This is a genomic window from Mesorhizobium sp. C416B (assembly GCF_030323165.1).
GTDB lineage: Bacteria > Pseudomonadota > Alphaproteobacteria > Rhizobiales > Rhizobiaceae > Mesorhizobium.
The window spans coordinates 3,835,336-3,855,816 of the sequence record NZ_CP100471.1; the positions used below are offsets into that span (position 1 = coordinate 3,835,336).

The window sequence follows — 20,481 nt, forward strand, 5'->3', positions numbered from 1 at the left end:
ATTTCAAGCATTGCCTAGCGCCCAAGGGTCGACCCCCACTCCGTCGAGCTTCGCTCGACACCTCTCCCCCGATCACGGGGAGAGGAAAGCGCGAGTTCGCCGACCTTGGTGCTTTATCTCTCCCGGATGCCGTGAAGTGACTATCTACCGGAAATCCTGCAAAACTTTGCGCCTAATTGCGCGCTGCTCCCCAACATCGACAAGAAATTTCGCAGACATATCTGCATCTTGGGGTCGCCTGCCGGCCGTGACGCCGGATGGGTTGCGGCGCCCCATGAATTGGCGCTGTGCCGGGCGCGCGGATGTGCAAATATCGACGCAGCAAATGGGAGGACCATGGTCATGACCGATGCTGGGATGTTGCGGTTTCATGTGCCGGAGCCGGAAGTGCGGCCGGGCGGAACGCCCGACTTCTCCAACGTGCCGATCCCCAAGGCCGGCTCGGTGCCGCGACCGGACATCGATGTCGATCCGCGCACCATCCGCGACATGGCGTTTTCGATCATCCGCGTGCTCAACCGCACCGGTGAGGCGGTCGGGCCGTGGGCCGGGCTGCTCACCGACGAGGAGCTGCTCGAGGGGTTGCGCCACATGATGACGCTGCGCAGCTTCGATGCGCGCATGCAGATGGCGCAGCGCCAGGGCAAGACCTCGTTCTACATGCAGCATCTGGGCGAAGAGGCGGTGAGCTGCGCTTTCCGCAAGGCGCTGGCGCCAGGCGACATGAATTTCCCGACCTATCGGCAAGCCGGCCTGCTCATCGCCGACGGCTATCCGATGGTCACGATGATGAACCAGATTTATTCCAACGAGGCCGATCCGCTCAAAGGGCGGCAATTGCCGATCATGTATTCGTCGAAGGAGCATGGCTTCTTCTCGATCTCCGGCAATCTGGCGACGCAATACATCCAGGCGGTCGGCTGGGCGATGGCTTCCGCTATCAGCAACGATTCGAAAATCGCGGCGGCGTGGATCGGCGACGGCTCGACGGCCGAATCCGATTTCCATTCCGCACTGGTGTTCGCCTCGACGTACAAGGCGCCGGTCATCCTCAACGTCGTCAACAACCAGTGGGCGATCTCGACGTTTCAAGGCATTGCGCGTGGCGGCTCCGGCACCTTTGCCGCGCGCGGCCTCGGCTTCGGCATTCCGGCGCTGCGCGTCGACGGCAATGATTATCTCGCCGTGCATGCCGTGGCCAAATGGGCGGCGGAGCGGGCGCGGCAGAATCTCGGGCCGACGCTGATCGAACATGTCACCTACCGTGCCGGCGCGCATTCGAGCTCGGACGATCCGTCGGCCTATCGGCCGAAGACGGAATCCGACGCCTGGCCGCTCGGCGATCCGGTGATGCGGCTGAAGAACCATCTGATCCAACGCGGCGTCTGGTCGGACGAGCGTCACGCCCAGGCCGAAGCGGAAATCCTCGAGACGGTGATCGCGGCGCAGAAGGAAGCTGAAGGCCACGGCACGCTGCATGCCGGCGGCAAGCCGTCGACGCGCGAGATGTTCGAGGGCGTGTTTGCCGAGATGCCGCCGCATCTCAGGCGCCAGCGCCAGCAGGCGGGAGTCTGACCATGCCGAGACGGACCATGATCGAGGCGATCCGCGACGCCATGGACGTGTCGATGGCGCGCGACGAACGCGTCATCGTCTATGGCGAGGATGTCGGCTTCTTCGGGGGTGTCTTCCGCTGCACGGCAGGCCTGCAAGCGAAGTACGGCAAGAGCCGCTGCTTCGATGCGCCGATCAACGAATCCGGTATTGTCGGCTCGGCCATCGGCATGGCCGCCTACGGGCTGAAGCCATGCGTGGAAATTCAGTTTGCCGACTACATGTACCCGGCGTACGACCAGCTGACGCAGGAAGCAGCACGCCTGCGCTACCGCTCGAACGGCGATTTCACCTGCCCGATCGTTGTCCGCATGCCGACCGGCGGCGGCATCTTTGGCGGCCAGACGCACAGCCAGAGCCCGGAAGCGCTGTTCACCCATGTGTCGGGGCTGAAGACGGTGGTGCCGTCCAATCCGCACGACGCCAAGGGACTGCTGATCGCGGCGATCGAGGATCCCGATCCGGTGATTTTTCTGGAGCCGAAGCGGCTCTATAACGGACCGTTCGATGGCCATCACGACCGACCGGTGACGCCATGGTCGAAGCATGAACTGGGCGAGGTCGCCGACGGCCATTACACGGTGCCGCTCGGCACGGCGGCGATCCGCCGGGCGGGCTCGGCCGTCACCGTGCTCGCCTACGGCACCATGGTCTATGTCGCGCAGGCGGCTGTGGAAGAAACCGGCATCGATGCCGAGATCATCGATTTGCGGACCCTGCTGCCGCTCGATCTCGACGCGATAGTCGCTTCGGTGAAGAAGACCGGACGCTGCGTCGTCGTGCACGAGGCGACACTGACCTCCGGCTTCGGCGCCGAGCTGTCGGCGCTGGTGCAGGAAAATTGTTTCTACCATCTGGAAGCGCCGGTGGCGCGCGTCACCGGTTGGGACACGCCCTACCCGCATGCGCAGGAATGGGACTATTTCCCGGGGCCGGCCCGTGTCGGCCGCGCGCTTCTCGAAACCATGGGAGCCTAGGGATGGGCGAACACATCATCAAGCTGCCGGATGTCGGCGAAGGCGTCGCCGAGGCCGAACTTGTGGAGTGGCACGTCAAGGTCGGCGACCTCGTGCGCGAGGACTCGGTGCTTGCCGCCGTGATGACCGACAAGGCGACGGTGGAAATACCTTCGCCGGTCGATGGCGAGATCCTGTGGCTGGGCGCGGAGATCGGCGACACGGTGGCGATCGGCTCGCCGATCGTGCGGCTGAAAGTGGCGGGGGAGGGCAATGTCGGCGAAGGCTCGAAATTGTCAGAGGTCACGGCGGCACCGACCCCCACCCCTGCCGGGGCGAGCCACGGGTCTCGCCCGTCCTCCGGACCCCCACAAGAGGGAGGCGTTTCGGCCACGAAATCCGACGCCAAGTCGCCACCACCTGCACCAGCAGCCAAAAGCGCACGGGCAGCTGAGACTGAATCCCCCTCCCCCTTGTGGGGAGGGGCCAGGGGTGGGGGTACTGCGCCGACATCTAAAGGTGCGGCACCCACCGGCGCGCCGCGCCCGGAGGGCGAAAAGCCCCTGGCGTCGCCCGCCATCCGGCTCAGGGCGAAGGAGGCGGGGATCGATCTGCGCCAGGTGTCGGGTACCGGCCCTGCCGGCCGCATCAGCCACGAAGATATCGAGGCATTCCTGGCACGCGGACCGCAGGTAGCGAAGGCGTCGGGTCTGGCGCGCAATGACAGCGTCGAGGATATCAAGGTCATCGGACTGCGGCGCAAGATCGCCGAAAAAATGTCGCTGGCGAAGTCACGCATCCCGCACATCACCTATGTCGAGGAGATCGACGTCACAGCACTCGAGGAGTTGCGCGCGGCGCTCAACAAGGAAAAGCGCAAGGGTGTGGAGAGGCCGAAGCTGACGCTGCTGCCGTTCCTGATGCGGGCGATGGTCAAGGCGATTGCCGACCAGCCCAACATCAACGCGCTGTTCGACGACGAGGCCGGCATCATCCATCAGCATGGCGGCGTCCATATCGGCATTGCCGCGCAGACGCCGTCGGGCCTGGTGGTGCCGGTGGTCAAGCACGCCGAGGCGCGCGACCTCTGGGATTGCGCGGCCGAGCTCAACCGCCTGGCCGAAGCGGCGAAGTCCGGCACGGCCAGCCGCGACGAGCTGTCGGGATCGACCATCACCATTACCTCGCTCGGCGCCATGGGCGGCGTGGCGACGACGCCGGTCATCAATCATCCTGAGGTGGCGATCGTCGGCGTCAACAAGATGATGGTGCGGCCGGTCTGGGACGGCACCAAGTTCATCCCGCGCAAGATGATGAACCTGTCGTCGAGCTTCGATCACCGGGTGGTCGACGGCTGGGATGCGGCGGTGTTTGTGCAGCGGATCAAGGCGCTGATTGAGACGCCAGCGCTGATATTTGTGGATTGAGGGGCGGAACGACCGAGATGACGGCGGGACAGCGCCCCCCTCTGCCTTACCAGGCATCTCCCCCACAAGGGGGGAGATTGGACGTCACGCAGGGTTTCGCCAATCTCCATCGTTGCAGGAATGAGCGAAGCGAAGAAGCTGCTGATCTCCCCCCTCGTGGGGGAGATGTCCGGCAGGACAGAGGGGGGCGCGAAGGATCGCGACGGAACATTCCCTCGCATCAAAGGGTCACGCCATGAAAGAAATCTCCTGCAAGCTGCTGGTCATCGGCGCCGGGCCCGGCGGCTACGTCTGCGCTATCCGTGCCGGCCAGCTCGGCATCGATACGGTGATCGTTGAAGCCGGCAAACCGGGCGGCACCTGTCTCAATGTCGGCTGCATCCCGTCCAAGGCGATGATCCATGCGGCGGAAGAGTTCGAGAAGGTCGCGCATATGGCCGGCGGCAGCAGTCCGCTCGGCATCTCGGTAGCAGCGCCCGTGCTCGATCTCGGCAAGACGGTTGCGTGGAAGGACGGCATTGTTAGCCGGCTGACCGGGGGCGTTGCCGGGCTACTGAAGAAGGCCAAGGTCAAGACCGTCTATGGCTGGGCGACGTTCCGCGACGGCAAGACCGTCGCGGTCGAGACCGAGACCGGCACCCAGATCATCCGCGCCGAAACGGTTGTGATCGCCACCGGCTCGGCGACGGTGGAACTGCCGTTCCTGCCGTTCGGCGGCCCGGTGATTTCATCCACAGAAGCGCTGGCTCTCGGCGAGGTGCCGAAAAAGCTCGCCGTGGTCGGCGGCGGCTATATCGGGCTGGAACTCGGCATGGCGTTCGCCAAAATGGGCGCCGCGGTGACCGTGGTCGAGGCGCTGCCGCGCGTGCTGGCGCAGTATGATGCGGAACTGACCCGGCCGGTGGTGAAACGGCTGGCCCAGATCGGCGTCGAGGTGATGCTTGGCGCCAAGGCCAAGGGGGTCAAGGGCGACGCGCTGCTGGTCGAGACCGCGGACGGCAAGAGCACCAAAATCGCGGCAGACAAGATCCTGGTCACGGTCGGCCGCAAGCCGGTGACGGAGGGCTGGGGCCTCGATCAGATCGATCTCGACGTGGCCGGCAAGTTCATCAAGATCGACGACCAGTGCCGCAGCTCGATGCGCGGCATCTATGCCATTGGCGACGTCACCGGCGAGCCGATGCTGGCGCACCGGGCGATGGCGCAAGGCGAAATGGTGGCCGAGATCGTCGCCGGCCACAAGCGCAGCTGGGACAAGCGCTCGATCCCGGCCGTCTGCTTCACCGATCCGGAGCTGGTGACGGCAGGGCTAACGCCGGAGGAGGCGAAGGCTTCAGGCGAAATCAAGATCGGCCAGTTCCCCTTCGCCGCCAACGGCCGGGCGATGACGAAACTCGGCGAGGACGGGTTTGTTCGTGTTGTCGCCCGCGCGGACAACCATCTGGTGCTGGGCATCCAGGCGGTCGGGCAAGGCGTGTCGGAACTGGCGGCGGCGTTCGGCCTGGCGCTGGAAATGGGCGCGCGGCTGGAGGATATCGCCGGGACCATCCATGCGCATCCGACGCAAGGCGAAGGCTTCCAGGAAGCGGCGCTGAAGGCGCTGGGCCACGCGCTGCATATTTGAAGTGCGCTTACCCTCCCCCTTGTGGGGAGGGTCGATCCGCGTAGCGGAGCGGGGTGGGGGTCCTCGCCGACCGTCAGCGCTCACCCCCACCCCGTCTCGCCATCTCCGCTTCGCTCCGACCGCGAGCCGACCCTCCCCACAAGGGGGAGGGTGGCCGCCCAGCCGTTGGTTGTCGCAGATCAGCGGAATGTACTAAGTGTCGGTCCATGGACACCGGCCTGAAGAAATACATCGCCATACGCTACAACATCGCCGCTGGCTTCAAGCCAAGCCAGTGGGACGGAAAGGGCCGCGCCAATCTCGACCCGGTCTGGCTGGTCGAGCGCCTGGCGTTGTTCGACACCTATTGCGCGTCGTCGCTCGAAGGCCAGTCGCTGAAGGATTTTACCGTCCTTGTGGCGTTCGATGCCGATACGCACGAGAACTATATTCGCACCGTGTGCAGCTGCGTGGCCGGTGTCGACGTCAGGCCGATCCTTGTCGAGGCCGGCGACGATTACAACAATCGCTTCAATGCTTTCGTCCACGACGACAGCGATGCCGAGTATGTCTCGCTAACGCGGCTCGACAGCGACGACGCGCTGGCGCCGACCTTCATGGAGCGCGTCGACCACTACGCGCGCCGGGAGATCGAAAAGCGTGTGGTGGACCTGCAGCCGCTCTACATTGCCTTTCCGGACGGCCAGAATTTCGAGACGGCAAGCGGACGCTACACGCACCACGACTATGTCACGTCGGCGTTCGGCACGCTGGTCGAAAGGAGATCGCCGGCGATGAGCGGCGTCTACAGCGAGCACCACGCAAAAATGGCGACGCGCTTCAACACCGTCGTGGCGGCATCGAAGGGCGCGCAATGGTGCATCGTCATCCATGACAACAACGCCGCCAACGTGTTGAGGGGGAAGCCGGTCTCGGGGCCCTCCTTCACGGTGGGCCGACCGGGTGTCGAACCCAAGGTGCCAGCGCGAAGGCAAAGCGCGCCACGACAGGCGACGCAGCCCCGCATGGCGCCGCGGACCGCGGGCAACTTCATCCGGTTTCTGCTCGGACGACCGATGGCTCTGCGGAAGTAGCGGGCGCTTTACCCTCCCCCTTGTGGGGAGGGTCGATCGCGGAGCGGAGCAGGGTGGGGGTCCTCGCCAACCGTCGGCGCTCACCCCCCACCCCGTCTCGCCATCTCCGCTTCGCTCCGATTGCGCGCCGACCCTCCCCACAAGGGGGAGGGTGAAGTAGCTCAGCTCGCCAGCCGGCTCACCATCTCGTGCTGCGCATAAGCGCGCCCAAAACGATTGGCGAGAAACGCATCCAGCGCGATGTCTTCCTGCTTGACGAAACCGGTCGCCGGCAAGGTGCCGTCGGCCAGCATGTCGAGCACGGCGCAGATGCCTGAGGCAGTGGTGATCTGGATTGCGCTGCGCACCTGGCTGCCAATGCGCTGCGAATAGATCTTGTTGGCGTAGGTTTCCTGCAGCAGGCGGCCATTGCGGCGGCCCGAGACGGTGACGAAGACGATGACCACGTCCTGCAGCGTTGCCGGCAGGGCGCTCTCGAAAATGTCCTTCAGCACGTCGCGGCGGTGGCGCAGGCCGAGATCGTTGAGCAGCGCCTTCATGATCGCCGCGTGGCCGGAATAGCGGATGGTGCGGTAGTTCAGCGTGCGCACCTTGCCCTTCAGCGTCTCGGCCAGCGTGCCGAGACCGCCGGAGGTGTTGAAGGCCTCATAGGTGACGCCGTCGAGCGAGAACTCTTCGCGCTCCTCCAGCGGCGGCACCTCGATCAGCTCGCCCTCGACGATCGCCTCGCAGGGTTCGCAATATTCGTTGATGACGCCGTCGGTGCTCCAGGTCAGATTGTAGTTCAGCGCATTGGACGGGTATTGCGGCAGCGCGCCGACGCGCATGCGAACGCTTTCCAGCGTGTCGAAGCGGCTGGCGAGATCATTGGCGACGATCGAGATGAAGCCCGGCGCCAGGCCGCATTGCGGAATGAAGGCGCTGTTGCCCGACTTGGCCAGCTCCTTGACGCGGCGGGTCGAGACGACATCCTCGGTCAAATCGAGATAGTGCACGCCGGTGGCGGCGGCCGCTTCGGCGATGCGCGTGGTCAAATGGAAGGGGGCGGCGCTCAGCACGGCGAAGGCGCCGGCAAGGGCGGCCTCGAGTGCGCCCGGCGCTGCGATATCGAGCTCCAGCCCCTCGACGCCGGCGGGAAGTTCGGCCGCGGCAAACTGCGCCGCCGCGCGGTCGACAACGGTGACGTGGTAGTCGCCGCTGTCGGCGAGCATGCCTGCAATGGTGGAGCCGATCTTGCCGGCGCCGACGACGATGATTTTCTTCATGACCTTGCCCCTCGTGAAAACTCTTTGGCCCAGACCGCCGCGCGGTGGACGCGATGCCTTCAAGAATCGCAGCTTGCCTGTCGAAAGGAAGCGTGGGATCGTTTGAAATGAACCCTGCACTTGAACGATACGCCGACGAGGTTCGTCGAAATGCTCAGTGACGCCGAACAAAAACTGCTTTCCCTGCTGCGCGCCAATGCCCGCGCGTCGACCACTGAGCTGGCGCGCCAGCTCGGCGTTTCGCGCACGACAGTGCAGAGCCGGATCGAGCGGCTGGAACAGCGCGGCATCATCACCGGCTATGGCGTGCGGATGGCGCCGGACTACGAGCAGGGGCTTGTGCGGGCGCATGTGCTGCTCACCGTCACGCCCAAGCTCGCCGACAAGGTGGTGCGGGCGCTGCAGGCGCTGCCGCCGGTACGGACGCTGCACTCGGTGAGCGGCAATTTCGACATGATCGTCATCGTCGACGCGCCGTCGATCAGGGATCTGGATGCGTTGCTGGACGAGATCGGGGCGATGGACGGGGTCGAGCGGACGTCGTCGTCGATTATTTTGTCGACACGGATCGATCGGTAGGTGGAACGCATGAGCTGCTAATCTCCCCCCTTGCGGGGGAGATGGCCGGCAGGCCAGAGGGGGTCGTTCGACTGGGCTCGGCCTACCTGCCGCTGCAGAAGGAGGTTAGCGCTCCACGCGAGGCGACCCCCTCTGTCGCCTTCGGCGACATCTCCCCCTCAAGGGGGGAGATTAGCTGCTAAGCCCGCCGCCTTTCCGGCCCGCTATCCAGCCACGCCACATCCTCCGCCGACAGCTTGATATCCAGCGCCTTCAAACTGTCCTCCAACTCGTCCAGCGTGCGCGGGCCGATCAACGGCACCGACGGAAAAGGCTGCGCCAGCACATAGGCGAGCGCGATGTGGATCGGACTTTTGCCCAGGCGCTGCGCCAGCTCGATGGCGCGGTCGCGGCGGCCGAAATTTTTCTCGGAATACCAGACCCGCACCAGCTCCTCATTGTCCTGCTTGTCGCGGCCGGCGCGGTCGGTGAAGAAGCCGCGGCCCTGGCTCGACCAGGCGAAGTTGGGCATCTGCCTTTTCGTCAACCAGGATTTCCAGTCGTCGGTGGACGAGGTGATGCAGCCGGCCCAGATCGGTTCCAGCATCTCGGCCAGCGAGAAATTGTTGGAGAGCACGCCGGGCTTCTGCTTGCCGGTGCGCTCGGCATAGGCAATCGCCTCGTCCATGCGCGCCATCGTCCAGTTCGAGCCGCCGAACGGGCCACGGATGCGGCCGGCCTTGACCTCGGCGTCCATCGCATCGACGAATTCGCCGACCGGCACATCCGGGTTGTCGCGGTGCATGAAATAGAGGTCGACATGGTCGGTCTGCAGCCGGTCCAACGACTGGGCGAGCTGCTTGCCGATGACATCGGGATAGCAGAGCGGCGAGTGGGCGCCCTTGGCGATGATCACCGACTGCTCGCGCACGCCGCGATTCCTGAGCCATTGGCCAAGCAGCGTTTCGGTGTAGCCGGCGCCGTAGACATAGCCGGTATCGAACAGATTGCCGCCGGTCTCGAAGAAGGCGTCGAGCAGGATTGCGCCCGACGAGAAGGTGCGGAAATCCTCGAAGCCGAGCGCCACCACGGAGGCCGGCTTCGACAGGCCCGGAATCTTGCGCTTGCCGATGGCCGTGCCGCCGGTGCGCAGCGGCCGGCCCGAAATGGTGTTGGTTCGCTTAGCCGGCTTTTCGATCTCATATTCGAGCCCGACGGCGGCGCGCCATCTGTCGAGGACGCGCAGCGTGCCGAGGCTGTCGGCCCAGCTCATGCCCGGCCAGGCGAACTCCTGTTTGCCGGCCAGGATCGCCTCGCCGGCGGCGTCGACCTCGAAGGAATAGAGATGGCGGGTTTCGTTGACGCTGATGGTATCGCGCGTGTCGTCGGCGAGGATTACATCGATCCGGCCAGGGCCGCCATCGCGGTTGCCGCCGCCGGCGAACCAGAAATCCGGCACTTCGATGCGGCCCTTGGTGCCGAGGATGCGCAGCACATTGTCCTGTTTGAGCGAGATGCTGCAGGATACCTCGGCGACGATGCCACCGGGAAAATGCAGCAGCGCCGAGGCCCATTCGTCGACGCCGGACTTGCCGAGATGGGCGGTGCCGACAACCTTGTCCGGCTCGGCGAAGGGTTTTCCAGTCGCAGCCCCGGCAATCAGCCGCACCATCGAGACGGGATAGCCGCCGACATCGAGGATGCCGCCGCCGGCGAGATCGTTGGCGTAGAGCCGGTGCTCGGGCATGAAGCCCGGCATGGCGAAGCCGAAGCTCGACTTCATCAGCCTGACATCGCCGATGACGCCCGACTTGATGAGTTCCACCAGCTTCGCCGTCTGCGGGTGCAGCCGGTACATGAACGCTTCGCCGAGGAAGGTGCCGGCCTTGCGCGCAGCATGGATCATGGCGTCGGCCTCGAAGGCGGTCAGCGCCAGCGGCTTTTCGCACAGCACATGCTTGCCGGCTTCCGCCGCCTTGATTGCCCATTCGGCATGGCCGGGATGCGGGATGGCGATATAGACGGCGTCGACCTCGGGGTCAGCGAGCAGCGCGTCGTAACCGTCGAGGATGCGGGCGCCGGGAAACGTCTCGGCCAGGCCTGCCTTGCCGGGATTGCGGGCGCCGAGCGCCACGATCGTGCCGGTGCGCGAGCCTGCCACGCCGCGGGCGAACGCTTTGGCGATGTCGCCAGGCCCGAGTATCCCCCAGCGGATGGGCGCGGTTGCAGTCATGGTCATTCTCCTTGCAAGGCTGGAAGCGCTCAGCGCAGCCGCTGGCCGTTTTCGTCGAACAGATAGGATTTGCGGATGGACACGGTGATCTCCTGGGTGTCGGGGACCTTTGCCGCGTCGCGCTGGATCACCAGGTCTTCGCCATGGGCGGTCCTGGCATAGATGAAGCTGGTGCCGCCGAGATGCTCGACCACGTCGATGCCGACGGTGAGGTCGGCGTCGCCTTCGCCGCCATTGCCGAAATGTTCGGGCCGCACGCCGACAATGACCTTGGCTCCTGTTTGCGGCACGGCGCCGGTCAACGGTTGCATAATGCGGGTCATTTCCTCGCCCACCAGCTCGACGGTGACGCTGCTCATGTTGCGCCCGACGACGCGGCCCTTGATGAAATTCATCTTCGGCGAGCCTACAAAGCCGGCGACGAACTGGTTGTCGGGATTGTCGTAGAGATCGAGCGGCCTGCCGATCTGCTCGACATGGCCACCGCGCAGCACGACGATCCGGTCGGCCAGCGTCATCGCCTCGGTCTGGTCGTGGGTGACATAGATCATCGTTGTGCCGAGTTCCTTGTGCAGGCGCGAGATCTCGACCCGCATCTGGACGCGCAGCTCGGCGTCGAGATTGCTCAACGGCTCGTCGAACAGGAAGACTTGCGGTTCGCGCACGATGGCGCGGCCAATGGCGACGCGCTGGCGCTGGCCGCCGGACAATTGCCTCGGCCGCCGCGCCATCAACTCTGTGATGCGCAGGATTTCGGAGGCCCGCTTCACCCGCCGCTCGGTGTCCTCCTTGGGGTTGCCGGTCATCCTGAGACCAAAGCTCAGATTCTGCTCCACGCTCATGTGCGGGTAGAGCGCGTAGGACTGGAACACCATGGCGATGCCGCGCTCGGCCGGCTCGACATCGTTCATCACCTTGCCGCCAATGGCGATCTCGCCGCCGCTGATATCCTCCAGCCCGGCGATCATCCTGAGCAGCGTCGATTTTCCACAACCCGACGGGCCGACAAAGACGACGAACTCGCCATCGGCGATATCGATGTTGGCGCCATGGATGATCTCATAGACGCCGAAGCGTTTTACGACATTGGTGAGGGTGACTGCCGCCATATCGCTGTTGTCCCTACTTGACGGCACCGGCGGCGATGCCGGCGATGAAATGGCGCTGCAGCAGCACGAAGACGACCAGCATCGGTACGGTCAGCATGACGGCGCCGGCCATGATGCCGCCCCATGAGACCTTGGTCAGGCCGATCAGCGTGCCGAGCGCCACAGGGGCCGTCATCGCGCCGGGCTGGCTGTTGATCAAAAGCGGCCAGAGATAATTGTTCCACGAGGCGAGGAACAGGATGATGGCGAGCGCCGCCAGCATCGGCCGCGCCAGCGGCAAAGCGACGAACAGGAAGATACGCCATTCCTTGACGCCCTCGACACGTGCCGCGTCGAAAAGGTCGGCCGGCATCATCGAGAAAGCCTGGCGCATGAACAGCACGCCCAGCGAATTGAACAAGGGTGGCACGATCAGCGCAATCCAGGTGTTGGCGAGCTGGAAGTCGCGCGCCACCATGATGAATTGCGGGATCAGCACCACCGCATAGGGCAGCGTGATGGTGCCGAGGATGATCGCCACCACCGCGCCCTTGCCGAAGAACTGATAGCGGGCGAGCGCCCAGCCGGCCATCGAGGTCAGCAGCACCGAGAAGAAGGTGTAGGTCACCGCCACCGCCACCGAAATGCCGATAGCGCCGACGAAATTGGTGTCGCGCTGCAGGTTGTTGAAATTGTCGACGAAATTGCCGTGCGGCAGAAGCTCGATGCCGGGGCTGAAAATGCCGTTGTCGGGCATGGTCGAAAACACCACCATCATCCACAGCGGAAACAGCCAGATCACCGCCAGCGGTGTCAGGACCAGATGCAGCAGGACGCTGCGGCCGAGCCGGCGTTGCGACAGCGAACTCATTTCGGCTCCCCTCTCATTTCGGCTCTCGTGTCAGCCACAGCTGCACCAGCGTGATGGCGATGGCCAGCCCCGCCATGGTGTAGGCGACGGCCGAGGCGTAGCCGAAATTGAGCGAGCGAAAACCCTGGCGGTAGAGCAGCAGGCCAAGCGTCTCGGTGCCGCCGCCGGGGCCGCCGCGCTCCGTGATCAGGAACGGCTCGGTGAACAGCTGCATCGTGCCGATGATCGACAGCACGGCGCAAAACACGATGACCGGCTTGAGCAGCGGCAGCGTTATGTAGAAGAACTGCTTGAGCTTGCTGACGCGGTCGAGCGTCGCTGCTTCATAGACGTCCTCGGGGATCGACTGCAGGCCGGCGAGCAGGATGATGGCGTTGTAGCCGGCCCAGCGCCAGGTTACCGCGATCATGATCAGCGCCATGGCCGGTGTGACGTTGGAGAACCAGTCGATCTTGGCCAGGCCGACGCCGGCGAGGAGCTTGTTGATGATGCCGAAATCCAGGTTGAACATCAGCCGGAACACGGCGGAATAGGCGACCTCGCCGACCACCACCGGAGCGAAGAAGGCAAAGCGGTAGAGGCCACGTGCTTTCAGCAGCGGCGAGTTCAGCAGCACCGCCATGATGATCGCCAGCGAGATCATCACCGGCACCTGGATGACGAGGATGAGCAGCGTGTTCTTCAGCGCGTTGAAGAAAGCGGGGTCGCCGATCAGGCGGCCCCAGTTGAACGTCGGCGCAAAGCGCCAGGGCACCGTGCGAGTCGCCTGGAAGGAAATCATGAACGAGGAGATGATCGGCCACACCCAGAAGATGGCGAAGATCAGGAGGTAGGGCGTGAGGAAGCGATAGGCCGTGGCGTTCTGGTAGCGCATGGTTCCTCCTCCTTCCTCTTTCCCGGCTGATATCCGGCGTGTTGTTAGCCGGCGGACGCCGCCGGCAATTGGCGATCTGTTGGGCGAGAGCGTCCCTTTCCCCGCCACTATACGGGGAGAGGATGCCGGCAGGCAGGTGAGGGGCAGCGCCAACGGTCCGGCAAATTGCCCTATATCTGGCCCGCCAGCATCACCGCCTTGGTCACTTGATCGGCAGTCCCGTCGCCGAAGCGATCTGGCTGGCGGCGTCGTCGAGGGCGGCCTTGGCATCGGGATAGCCGCCGCCGAGATATTTGGTCTGCACGGCGCGCATGATGATTTCGGCGTCGCTCTGGAACGGCGTGCCGCGGCTCGGCACCACCTTGGGCAGCGTGGCGAGAATGTCCTTCCACACTGCCTGGCCGCCCCAATAGGGCAGGCCTTGCGAGACATAGGGATCGTCGAGCGCCGAGATCAGTGACGGCACCAGGCCGAAATCCCTGAGCATGGTGATCTGGCCTTCATTGGTCTCGAGCGTGTATTTCAGATAGGCGTAGGCGGCCTCCTTGTTCTTCGAGGCTGAGGTGATGGCGAGCGACGAGCCTCCGAGATTGGCGGCGCGCGGGCCGTCGGCGGTCAGGCTCGGCATCAGATAGACACCCCATTTGCCGTTTTCGCCGGCGGATTCGGTGCGGATGGTGCCCTCATACCAGCCGCCATAGACCTGGGTGGCGACGGTGCCGGCGGTGTTGTTGGTGATCTTGGTGCCCCAGTCGGCCGACGAGATGATGCCGGCGTCCTTCATGTCCTTGATCTTGGCCAGCGTGTCGACGCATTTCGGCTGGTTGACGGTGATCGACTGCCCATCGGCGGCGAAATAGCCGCAGCCCTGTTCGTTGGAAATCATGCGGAAGAATTCGGTGTCGCCGTTGAAATCGGCATTGGTCATGGTGACGCCGGGATTGGCGGCCTGGACCTTCTTGCCGGCGGCGATGAAATCGTCCCAGGTCTTGATCGAGGCCGGATCGACCCCGGCCTTCTCGTAGAAGTCGCGGCGGTAGAAGGCGGCGACTGGGCCGGAATCCCACGGCATGGCATAGGCCTTGTCGCCGACCTCCAATTCGGTGCGCTTGAAATCCGGGAATTTCTTCTGGTCGTCGGCGGTGTAGCCCAGCGTGTGCAAATCGACGAAGCAATCGGGGAACTGGCTCCAGTAGTTCTCGGCCTCGCCGTTTTCGATCGAGACGATATCGGGCAGGCCGACGCCGCCGGCCGCACAGCCGGCGATCGACTTGTCATAGGTCGGCTGGTTGCCGAGATCCTGAACGGTGACCTTGACGTCGGGATACTGCTTGTTGAAGCCGGCCACCGTCGCCTTCAGCGACGAAGCGGCGATATTCCAGCTCCAGATCGTGATTTCGCCGGACTGCGCCAAAGCCGGGCCTGAGCCCAGGCCAAGCGCCAGCGCGGCACAGATCAGTGTCGTGCGCATTGAAATCCTCCCATTTCATTTGCTCTCTCTTCGCGAGCATGGCTAGACTAGGCGGCGCGGAAGGCTTGTCCCTGACAACGGGAATAAAAGATGGGCGGAAAGTAAGATGCCGGAACGGCCGTTTTACCAGCCTGGCGCCAGCAGCGTCGAAGGCCTGCCGATGGCTTTGCAGATGTTTCACAACCATCCGCTGGTGATGCTGAAGCCGCACTGGCATGCCCAGGTCGAGGTCAATTTCATCGTCCGCGGCAGCGTGCATTACCGCATGAACGAGCACGAGATCTCGCTGTCGGCCGGCGACATGTGCCTGTTCTGGGGCGGGCTGCCGCACCAGATGGACGATCTCTCCGACGACGCCATCTATGCCGGCGCGCATCTGCCGCTGGTGCATTTCTTCCGCCTGCATCTGCCGACGGATGTCCGCCACAGGCTGATGACCGGCGCCACGCTGGTGACATCGGCGACCGACCAGGCCGACCATCACAATTTCGAGCGCTGGAACCGCTATTTCCGCTCGGGCGATGCGGCGATAACCGAGCACGCCGTGAACGAGCTGCTGCTGCGGTTGGAGCGGGTGCGCTTCGAGCCCTACCGGCTGGTGCCGGAAACCGCCATCGGCCAGGAACCCGGCGGCCCGTTCGACCAGCAATCGCTGCGCAATGTCGGTCGCATGTGCGACTTCATCGCCGAGAATTTCCTCTACGACATAGACTGCGTCGACATCGCGGCGGCGGCCGACATCCATCCCAAATACGCCATGAGCATTTTCAAGAAATCGACCGGCATGACGCTCAACGAATATATGAATCTGCTGCGGCTGAGCTACGCGCAGGCGCTGCTGATGCATGAAGACGCCAATGTGCTGCGCGTCGCCATGGATTCAGGCTTCGGCTCGCTCAGCGCCTTCAACAAATCCTTCCGCAAGCTGGCAGGGATGTCGCCCTCGGATTTTCGCCGGGGTGCGGTGGGCCGATAGGTTCAACGATCATCTTGATTAACCCGCAGCCGTTCCGGGTGGAAACATGTGCAAGGCTAATCGCGACCGCCTTTGTCGGATGCGATCATCAACTTGGAGAAAGTTGTCAGCGACTTGGCGTTTCATGAGTGCCTTCCCCCACTCCGTCGCTGCTTCGCTCGACGGAGTGGGGTCGACCTGGCTCTGGCGTTGTCATTTCAAGCCGGGACCGGTGCCCTCCGCCCGAGGAAACCCGACAATTACCGCCAGCCCAGGCCGGCGATCCTCCAGCGCAATCGTTGCACCATGCAGGTCGGCGATGGCCCGCACAAGGCTGAGGCCCAGGCCGCTGCCGGGCGTGGTGCGGCTGGAGTCCAGCCGGTAGAGCCGCTGGAACACTTTTTCGCGCTCCTGCGCCGGGATGCCGGGGCCATTGTCGGCGACCTCAGCCAGAATGCGGTCGCCTTGCCGCCGCACCGATAGAAGGATTGCCGTGCCATCGGGGCAATGCCGCAGCGCGTTCTCAACCAGATTGGCAAACAATTGCGTCAGCAGGTCGCGGTCGCCGTGGACCAGGCATGGGGTGCCGTGGACGATCGTGGCCGACAGCGACTTGCCGTCATCCTCGGCGACACCGGCGTAGATTTCGGCAATGGCATCGATGACGCCGGTGAGGTCGAGATCGACAAAGCGCGACTTGCGGGCGCCGGCCTCGATCTGGGCAATACGCAACAGCGCATCGAAAGTATCGTTGATCTGCAGGCTTTCCCCACGTGCCTCCGCCAGCTCATCGGCAACGGCCTCACCCCGCGCGGTCCTGTCGGCCGCAGCTTCCAAAATCATCTGCAGCCGGTTGAGCGGCGTCTTCAGATCATGCGCGATGTCGGCGCTGACCTGGCGCATGCCGTCCACCAGCGCCGCCAGCCGCTCCAGCGCGGCGTTGACCTGGCGCGAGACGCCGTCAATGTCGTCGCCATTGCCGAGCAGTGGAATGCGGGCGTCGAGCCGGCCGTTGGAGACATCGTCCATGGTGGTGGCAATGCCGTCGAGGCGACGCTGCACACGCGACGCCAGCAAGGCGCCGCCAGCTACCGCCAGCCCTGAAATGATCAGGGTGGCCCAGCCGAAGCTCATCAAAACGATGCGTTCCAGCTCCTCGGTTTCGGAGAGCGAGAAGGCGATTGTCAGGCTGTTGGGCCCGACCGAACCGGTCCAGGCGCGGTACATAGTGTCCGGCGCAACGCCTGGCAGGGAAGCGGCAAAATCCGAAAAGCCATCGGGAAGGTCGGCGGCGGTGAAATTCCCGGCCAGGCGATTGCCGGCGGGATCGGTGAGCGAGAACAGCTGTTCCTTGCTCGGGCTGAGCGCGGCGTGGCTGTCGACTGCCGAAACCAGATCCTCCCGGTCGTTTCCGGCATAGGTCACCGCCACGACCGAATAGGTCTCCTTGACCGACTGGTCGAGCTGCTCGGCAAGATCCGCGCTCATCAGCTGGTAGACGATGGCGCCTGACAGGATGAAGGCGAGCACGAACAGCAAGGCGAAGGTCAGGGCCAGCCGAAACGGCGTGCTGCGCAGCAGGCGAGAGCCTGTCTCAGTCATAGTGCGTTTCAGTCATGGCAAGCTTCAGTCATGGCAAGTTTCTGTCATGCCGCGCCTCAGTCGTGAACACTGTAGCCAGTGTTGCGCACGGTGTGGATCAACGCGGTTTCGAACGGCCTGTCGATCTTGGCGCGCAGCCGGCTGATATGGGTTTCGACGACGCTGGTCTTGGGGTCGAAGTGAAAATCCCAGACCCGTTCCAGAAGCATGGTGCGGGTGATGACGCGGCCCTCGCCGCGCATCAGCACTTCGAGCAGGCTGAATTCGCGCGGCTGCAGGTCGATCGCCTGGCCCTGCCTGGTGACGCGGCGCTGGATCAGGTCCATTTCGAGGTCTGCGATGCGCAGCGTCGTCTTCAGCTCCTGCACCGCAGGGCGACGGCCGAGCGCGTTGATGCGGGCGAGCAGTTCGGAAAAGGCGAATGGCTTGACGAGATAGTCGTCGCCGCCGGCCTCGAGCCCTTCAACCCTGTCGTCGACGCCGCCGACCGAGGTCAGAAAGATCGCCGGCGTGCGCACGCCCGCCGCCCGCACCGCCTTGATCATCGACAGGCCGTCGAGGCCGGGCAGCATGCGGTCGACGACGATCACGTCATAGGCGTCGCGTGTCGCGGCAAACAGCGCGTCATGCCCGTCGCGCAGCAGATCGCAGACATGCCCGGCTTCGCTCAGGCCCTTGACGACATAGTCTGCGGTCCTGGGGTCATCCTCAACAAGGAGAAGTCGCATCTCTGTTCCGGTCTGTTGCCGAGGCTTTGCCAGAGCGGCATGCTAGCACCGGCGGCGGTCCGTTCCTAGAATATCCGCCGGCGCCTGGTCGCTCGTGGTCGTTGCACATGTCCATAAGTGTCATCCGACCGGATCGCGCGCAGGGACAAGCATCCTGCGCAGCACGGCGTCTTTCAGAATAAAATGATGGAAGAATGCCGCACCGGCATGAATGCAGATCAGAACGATGAATACCGGCTTTGCCCAAGTATGGACATCGCCCAAGGCAATCGTGGTGGTTTGCAGACGGACGCCCAAATTGTCGACCAGATTGTCGGTGATCAAGGTGCCGACGACGCTGATCAGCACCACCGCCAGCCAATAGGCATGGCACATAACGCTTCTGCGCGAATTGCAGCGCCAGCGCGACGACAAGGATGCCGGTCATGATCAGCGAGGTGACGGTCAGTCCGAAGCCAAGATTGACGGCCAGATAGTCGGCCGCCGTCTCGCTAGTGGGTGGCGAGACACCGGCGCTATGAGCCCTGCCGGGGTGCAGGAACTATGATGAGCTACGCTCCCCCCAAGCCGGCGCCGAAGGCGTTCGACCAGCACAAGCGCCTGCTCGTCATACAAGTGGCGGCAGCCCTCGCCGTCATGCTGTTGCTGTTCACCAAGCCCTTTCACGTCGAAGGCTCGGACGGGCACGGATACATTGAGGCGCTGGGCATCGGCTTCGTGCTGGTCTGCTTCCTTGGCCGTCTGTGGAGCATTCTCTATGTCGGCGGAAGGAAGAACGACGAGCTGGTCACCATCGGCCCGTTCTCGATGAGCCGGAACCCGCTCTACTTCTTTTCCACGGTCGGCGCGGCGGGCGTCGGGTTGATGTACGGCTCGGTGCTGGTGGCGGCGGCGCTGGCTCTGGTGAGCTACCTGGTGTTCCGGGTGACGGTGCGCAAGGAAGCCGAGTTCCTGTTTGGAAAGTTCGGCCCCGCCTACAGCGTCTATGCCGAACGCACGCCGCCTTTCTGGCCGAACCCGCTGCTGTTTCACGATCAAGCCGAACGCCGGTTCTCGACAAAGGCGTTGCGGCGGACATTCACGGACGGGCTCTATTTCCTGGCGCTGTTCCCGGCCATCGAGACGATTGAGCAGTTGCGGATCAGCGGCATGCTGCCGGTGTTTTTCACCCTCTACTGACCGGAGCGCCGTGCCGCGCGGCGCACGCTGTAGAGCAGGATGACGAGGCAGCCGGGCAGAAGCAGGACGCCGCCGGCAAGCGGCGGCAACGCCAGCAGCTTCACTGCCGCGGCAATCGCTACGATCAACAGCAGCGCCAGCGTCGCAAGGCTGCCGTCGTCGATGAACATGCCGACGAGCTCCTTTAGAATGAGGCGGACGACGTTCATCGAGCAACTCCTTGTGCAGCCTTGGGGTAGCTGGCGCGCAACCAGCGCACCATGGCGAAGCACGCGACGGCGATGATTGCGAAGATGGCCAGCAGCGCCAGATCGGCGCCCGGCCAGTCGGTGCCCAGGCCTTCGCCGGTCCAGAAAATGCCGAAGCTTGTCAACATCAGGCCGACGGCGAATTTGAGCGCGTTTTCCGGCACCCGCGCCAGCGGCCTGTGCACCGCAAGGCCGATGATCGTTACCAGGACGAAGGCTGCCAACGCGCCAAGGCTGGCATAGAAGGTCTGTGCATGCGCGGCGCCGACGGCAATGACGATGAACACCACCTCGACACCTTCGAGCAGCACCGCCTTGAAGGCCGCGAGCCCGGCCAGATAATCGGCGCGGCGGTCATTGGCCTGCTGCTGCAAAGCGGCGGTTTCCTTTGAAAAGGCCGCGTCCTCGTCATGCAGGGCGATGACGCCGACACTGCGCAAAATGGCCTTTCTCAACCAGCGCATGCCAAACAGGACTAGGAGCACGCCGACGACGAACTGCAGCACCGCAATGGGAATCAGCGCCAGCAGCGGTCCGAAGGCCAGCACCAGAGCCGCCAGCACCGCCAGCGCCAGCGCCGCGCCTGTCAGCGCTGGCCGCCAGCTGCGGGTGACGCCTACCGCCAGCACGATGGTGAAGGCCTCGACCACTTCGACGAAGGAGGCAAGGAACGAGGCGGTCACGGTGGAAAGTATGGGCGTCAGGCCGTTCATGA

18 protein-coding genes and 1 pseudogene are annotated in these 20,481 nt (G+C 64.2%); 8 read left to right on the forward strand and 11 right to left on the reverse strand.

Annotated elements, in window-relative coordinates; all coding sequences use genetic code 11:
* The first annotated feature begins 342 nt into the window (after nucleotides 1-342).
* The 5 genes from NLY43_RS18720 (at nucleotide 343) to NLY43_RS18740 (ending at nucleotide 6,694) form a co-directional block, all read left to right on the forward strand.
* A complete protein-coding gene (locus NLY43_RS18720) occupies nucleotides 343-1,575 on the forward strand; it encodes a 3-methyl-2-oxobutanoate dehydrogenase (2-methylpropanoyl-transferring) subunit alpha (protein ID WP_023710316.1) in 1,233 nt (410 codons plus the stop codon).
* A 2-nt stretch (nucleotides 1,576-1,577) separates the two neighbouring features.
* Nucleotides 1,578-2,591, forward strand: a complete 1,014-nt coding sequence (locus tag NLY43_RS18725; RefSeq protein ID WP_023745906.1) for an alpha-ketoacid dehydrogenase subunit beta — start codon at nucleotides 1,578-1,580, stop codon at nucleotides 2,589-2,591.
* Between the two features lie 2 nt (nucleotides 2,592-2,593).
* A complete protein-coding gene (locus NLY43_RS18730; protein ID WP_023702532.1) occupies nucleotides 2,594-3,997 on the forward strand; it encodes a dihydrolipoamide acetyltransferase family protein in 1,404 nt (467 codons plus the stop codon).
* Nucleotides 3,998-4,232: 235 nt separating this feature from the next.
* Nucleotides 4,233-5,621 carry a dihydrolipoyl dehydrogenase gene (lpdA, locus tag NLY43_RS18735; RefSeq protein ID WP_023710314.1) on the forward strand — a complete coding sequence of 463 codons (1,389 nt, stop codon included), beginning with the start codon at nucleotides 4,233-4,235 and terminating at the stop codon, nucleotides 5,619-5,621.
* A 206-nt stretch (nucleotides 5,622-5,827) separates the two neighbouring features.
* Nucleotides 5,828-6,694, forward strand: coding sequence for a glycosyltransferase (locus tag NLY43_RS18740; protein WP_023702534.1), 867 nt, complete (start codon nucleotides 5,828-5,830; stop codon nucleotides 6,692-6,694).
* Between the two features lie 161 nt (nucleotides 6,695-6,855).
* On the opposite strand, the gene NLY43_RS18745 is transcribed toward NLY43_RS18740, so the two are convergent.
* Nucleotides 6,856-7,959 (reverse strand): saccharopine dehydrogenase family protein, encoded by a 1,104-nt coding sequence (locus tag NLY43_RS18745; protein ID WP_023710313.1) that lies wholly within the window; start codon nucleotides 7,957-7,959, stop codon nucleotides 6,856-6,858.
* A gap of 150 nt (nucleotides 7,960-8,109) precedes the next feature.
* On the opposite strand from NLY43_RS18745, the gene NLY43_RS18750 reads away from it, so the two are divergent.
* Nucleotides 8,110-8,538 carry an Lrp/AsnC family transcriptional regulator gene (locus tag NLY43_RS18750; protein WP_023672167.1) on the forward strand — a complete coding sequence of 143 codons (429 nt, stop codon included), beginning with the start codon at nucleotides 8,110-8,112 and terminating at the stop codon, nucleotides 8,536-8,538.
* 178 nt (nucleotides 8,539-8,716) lie between these two features.
* Here the strand turns inward: NLY43_RS18750 and NLY43_RS18755 are convergent, their stop codons facing one another.
* From NLY43_RS18755 to NLY43_RS18775, 5 genes are all read right to left on the reverse strand, one after another.
* Nucleotides 8,717-10,750: an aldo/keto reductase gene (locus NLY43_RS18755; RefSeq protein WP_023706779.1), complete on the reverse strand. Its 2,034-nt coding sequence runs from the start codon at nucleotides 10,748-10,750 to the stop codon at nucleotides 8,717-8,719.
* Nucleotides 10,751-10,779: 29 nt separating this feature from the next.
* Nucleotides 10,780-11,859, reverse strand: coding sequence for an ABC transporter ATP-binding protein (locus tag NLY43_RS18760; RefSeq protein ID WP_023706780.1), 1,080 nt, complete (start codon nucleotides 11,857-11,859; stop codon nucleotides 10,780-10,782).
* Nucleotides 11,860-11,872: 13 nt separating this feature from the next.
* Entirely contained in the window at nucleotides 11,873-12,709 is an 837-nt protein-coding gene (locus NLY43_RS18765; RefSeq protein WP_023672164.1) for a carbohydrate ABC transporter permease, read from the reverse strand.
* A 13-nt stretch (nucleotides 12,710-12,722) separates the two neighbouring features.
* Nucleotides 12,723-13,583 carry a carbohydrate ABC transporter permease gene (locus tag NLY43_RS18770; RefSeq protein ID WP_023672163.1) on the reverse strand — a complete coding sequence of 287 codons (861 nt, stop codon included), beginning with the start codon at nucleotides 13,581-13,583 and terminating at the stop codon, nucleotides 12,723-12,725.
* Between the two features lie 202 nt (nucleotides 13,584-13,785).
* A complete protein-coding gene (locus NLY43_RS18775; protein WP_023672162.1) occupies nucleotides 13,786-15,054 on the reverse strand; it encodes an ABC transporter substrate-binding protein in 1,269 nt (422 codons plus the stop codon).
* A gap of 106 nt (nucleotides 15,055-15,160) precedes the next feature.
* Between NLY43_RS18775 and NLY43_RS18780 the strand changes: the two genes are divergently transcribed.
* Nucleotides 15,161-16,030 (forward strand): helix-turn-helix domain-containing protein, encoded by an 870-nt coding sequence (locus NLY43_RS18780; protein WP_023672161.1) that lies wholly within the window; start codon nucleotides 15,161-15,163, stop codon nucleotides 16,028-16,030.
* A 192-nt stretch (nucleotides 16,031-16,222) separates the two neighbouring features.
* Here the strand turns inward: NLY43_RS18780 and NLY43_RS18785 are convergent, their stop codons facing one another.
* The 3 genes and pseudogenes from NLY43_RS18785 to NLY43_RS18795 form a co-directional block, all read right to left on the reverse strand.
* The gene (locus NLY43_RS18785; protein ID WP_023692904.1) at nucleotides 16,223-17,611 is read right to left on the reverse strand and encodes a HAMP domain-containing sensor histidine kinase; all 1,389 of its coding nucleotides are present in this window, start codon (nucleotides 17,609-17,611) and stop codon (nucleotides 16,223-16,225) included.
* 56 nt (nucleotides 17,612-17,667) lie between these two features.
* Nucleotides 17,668-18,339, reverse strand: a complete 672-nt coding sequence (locus NLY43_RS18790; RefSeq protein WP_023672160.1) for a winged helix-turn-helix domain-containing protein — start codon at nucleotides 18,337-18,339, stop codon at nucleotides 17,668-17,670.
* Nucleotides 18,340-18,459: 120 nt separating this feature from the next.
* Nucleotides 18,460-18,829: pseudogene (locus tag NLY43_RS18795) on the reverse strand (hypothetical protein); the annotation flags it as partial.
* A 56-nt stretch (nucleotides 18,830-18,885) separates the two neighbouring features.
* Between NLY43_RS18795 and NLY43_RS18800 the strand changes: the two are divergent.
* Entirely contained in the window at nucleotides 18,886-19,518 is a 633-nt protein-coding gene (locus NLY43_RS18800; RefSeq protein ID WP_023710311.1) for a methyltransferase family protein, read from the forward strand.
* On the opposite strand, the gene NLY43_RS18805 is transcribed toward NLY43_RS18800, so the two are convergent.
* Both NLY43_RS18805 and NLY43_RS18810 read right to left on the reverse strand, forming a co-directional pair.
* Entirely contained in the window at nucleotides 19,512-19,727 is a 216-nt protein-coding gene (locus NLY43_RS18805) for a hypothetical protein (protein ID WP_023672157.1), read from the reverse strand. The genes NLY43_RS18800 and NLY43_RS18805 overlap by 7 nt on opposite strands.
* On the reverse strand, nucleotides 19,724-20,479 hold the full coding sequence (locus tag NLY43_RS18810; RefSeq protein ID WP_023692903.1) for a COG4280 domain-containing protein: 756 nt from the start codon (nucleotides 20,477-20,479) through the stop codon (nucleotides 19,724-19,726). The genes NLY43_RS18805 and NLY43_RS18810 overlap by 4 nt, the downstream gene beginning before the upstream one ends.
* Between the last annotated feature and the right edge of the window lie 2 nt (nucleotides 20,480-20,481).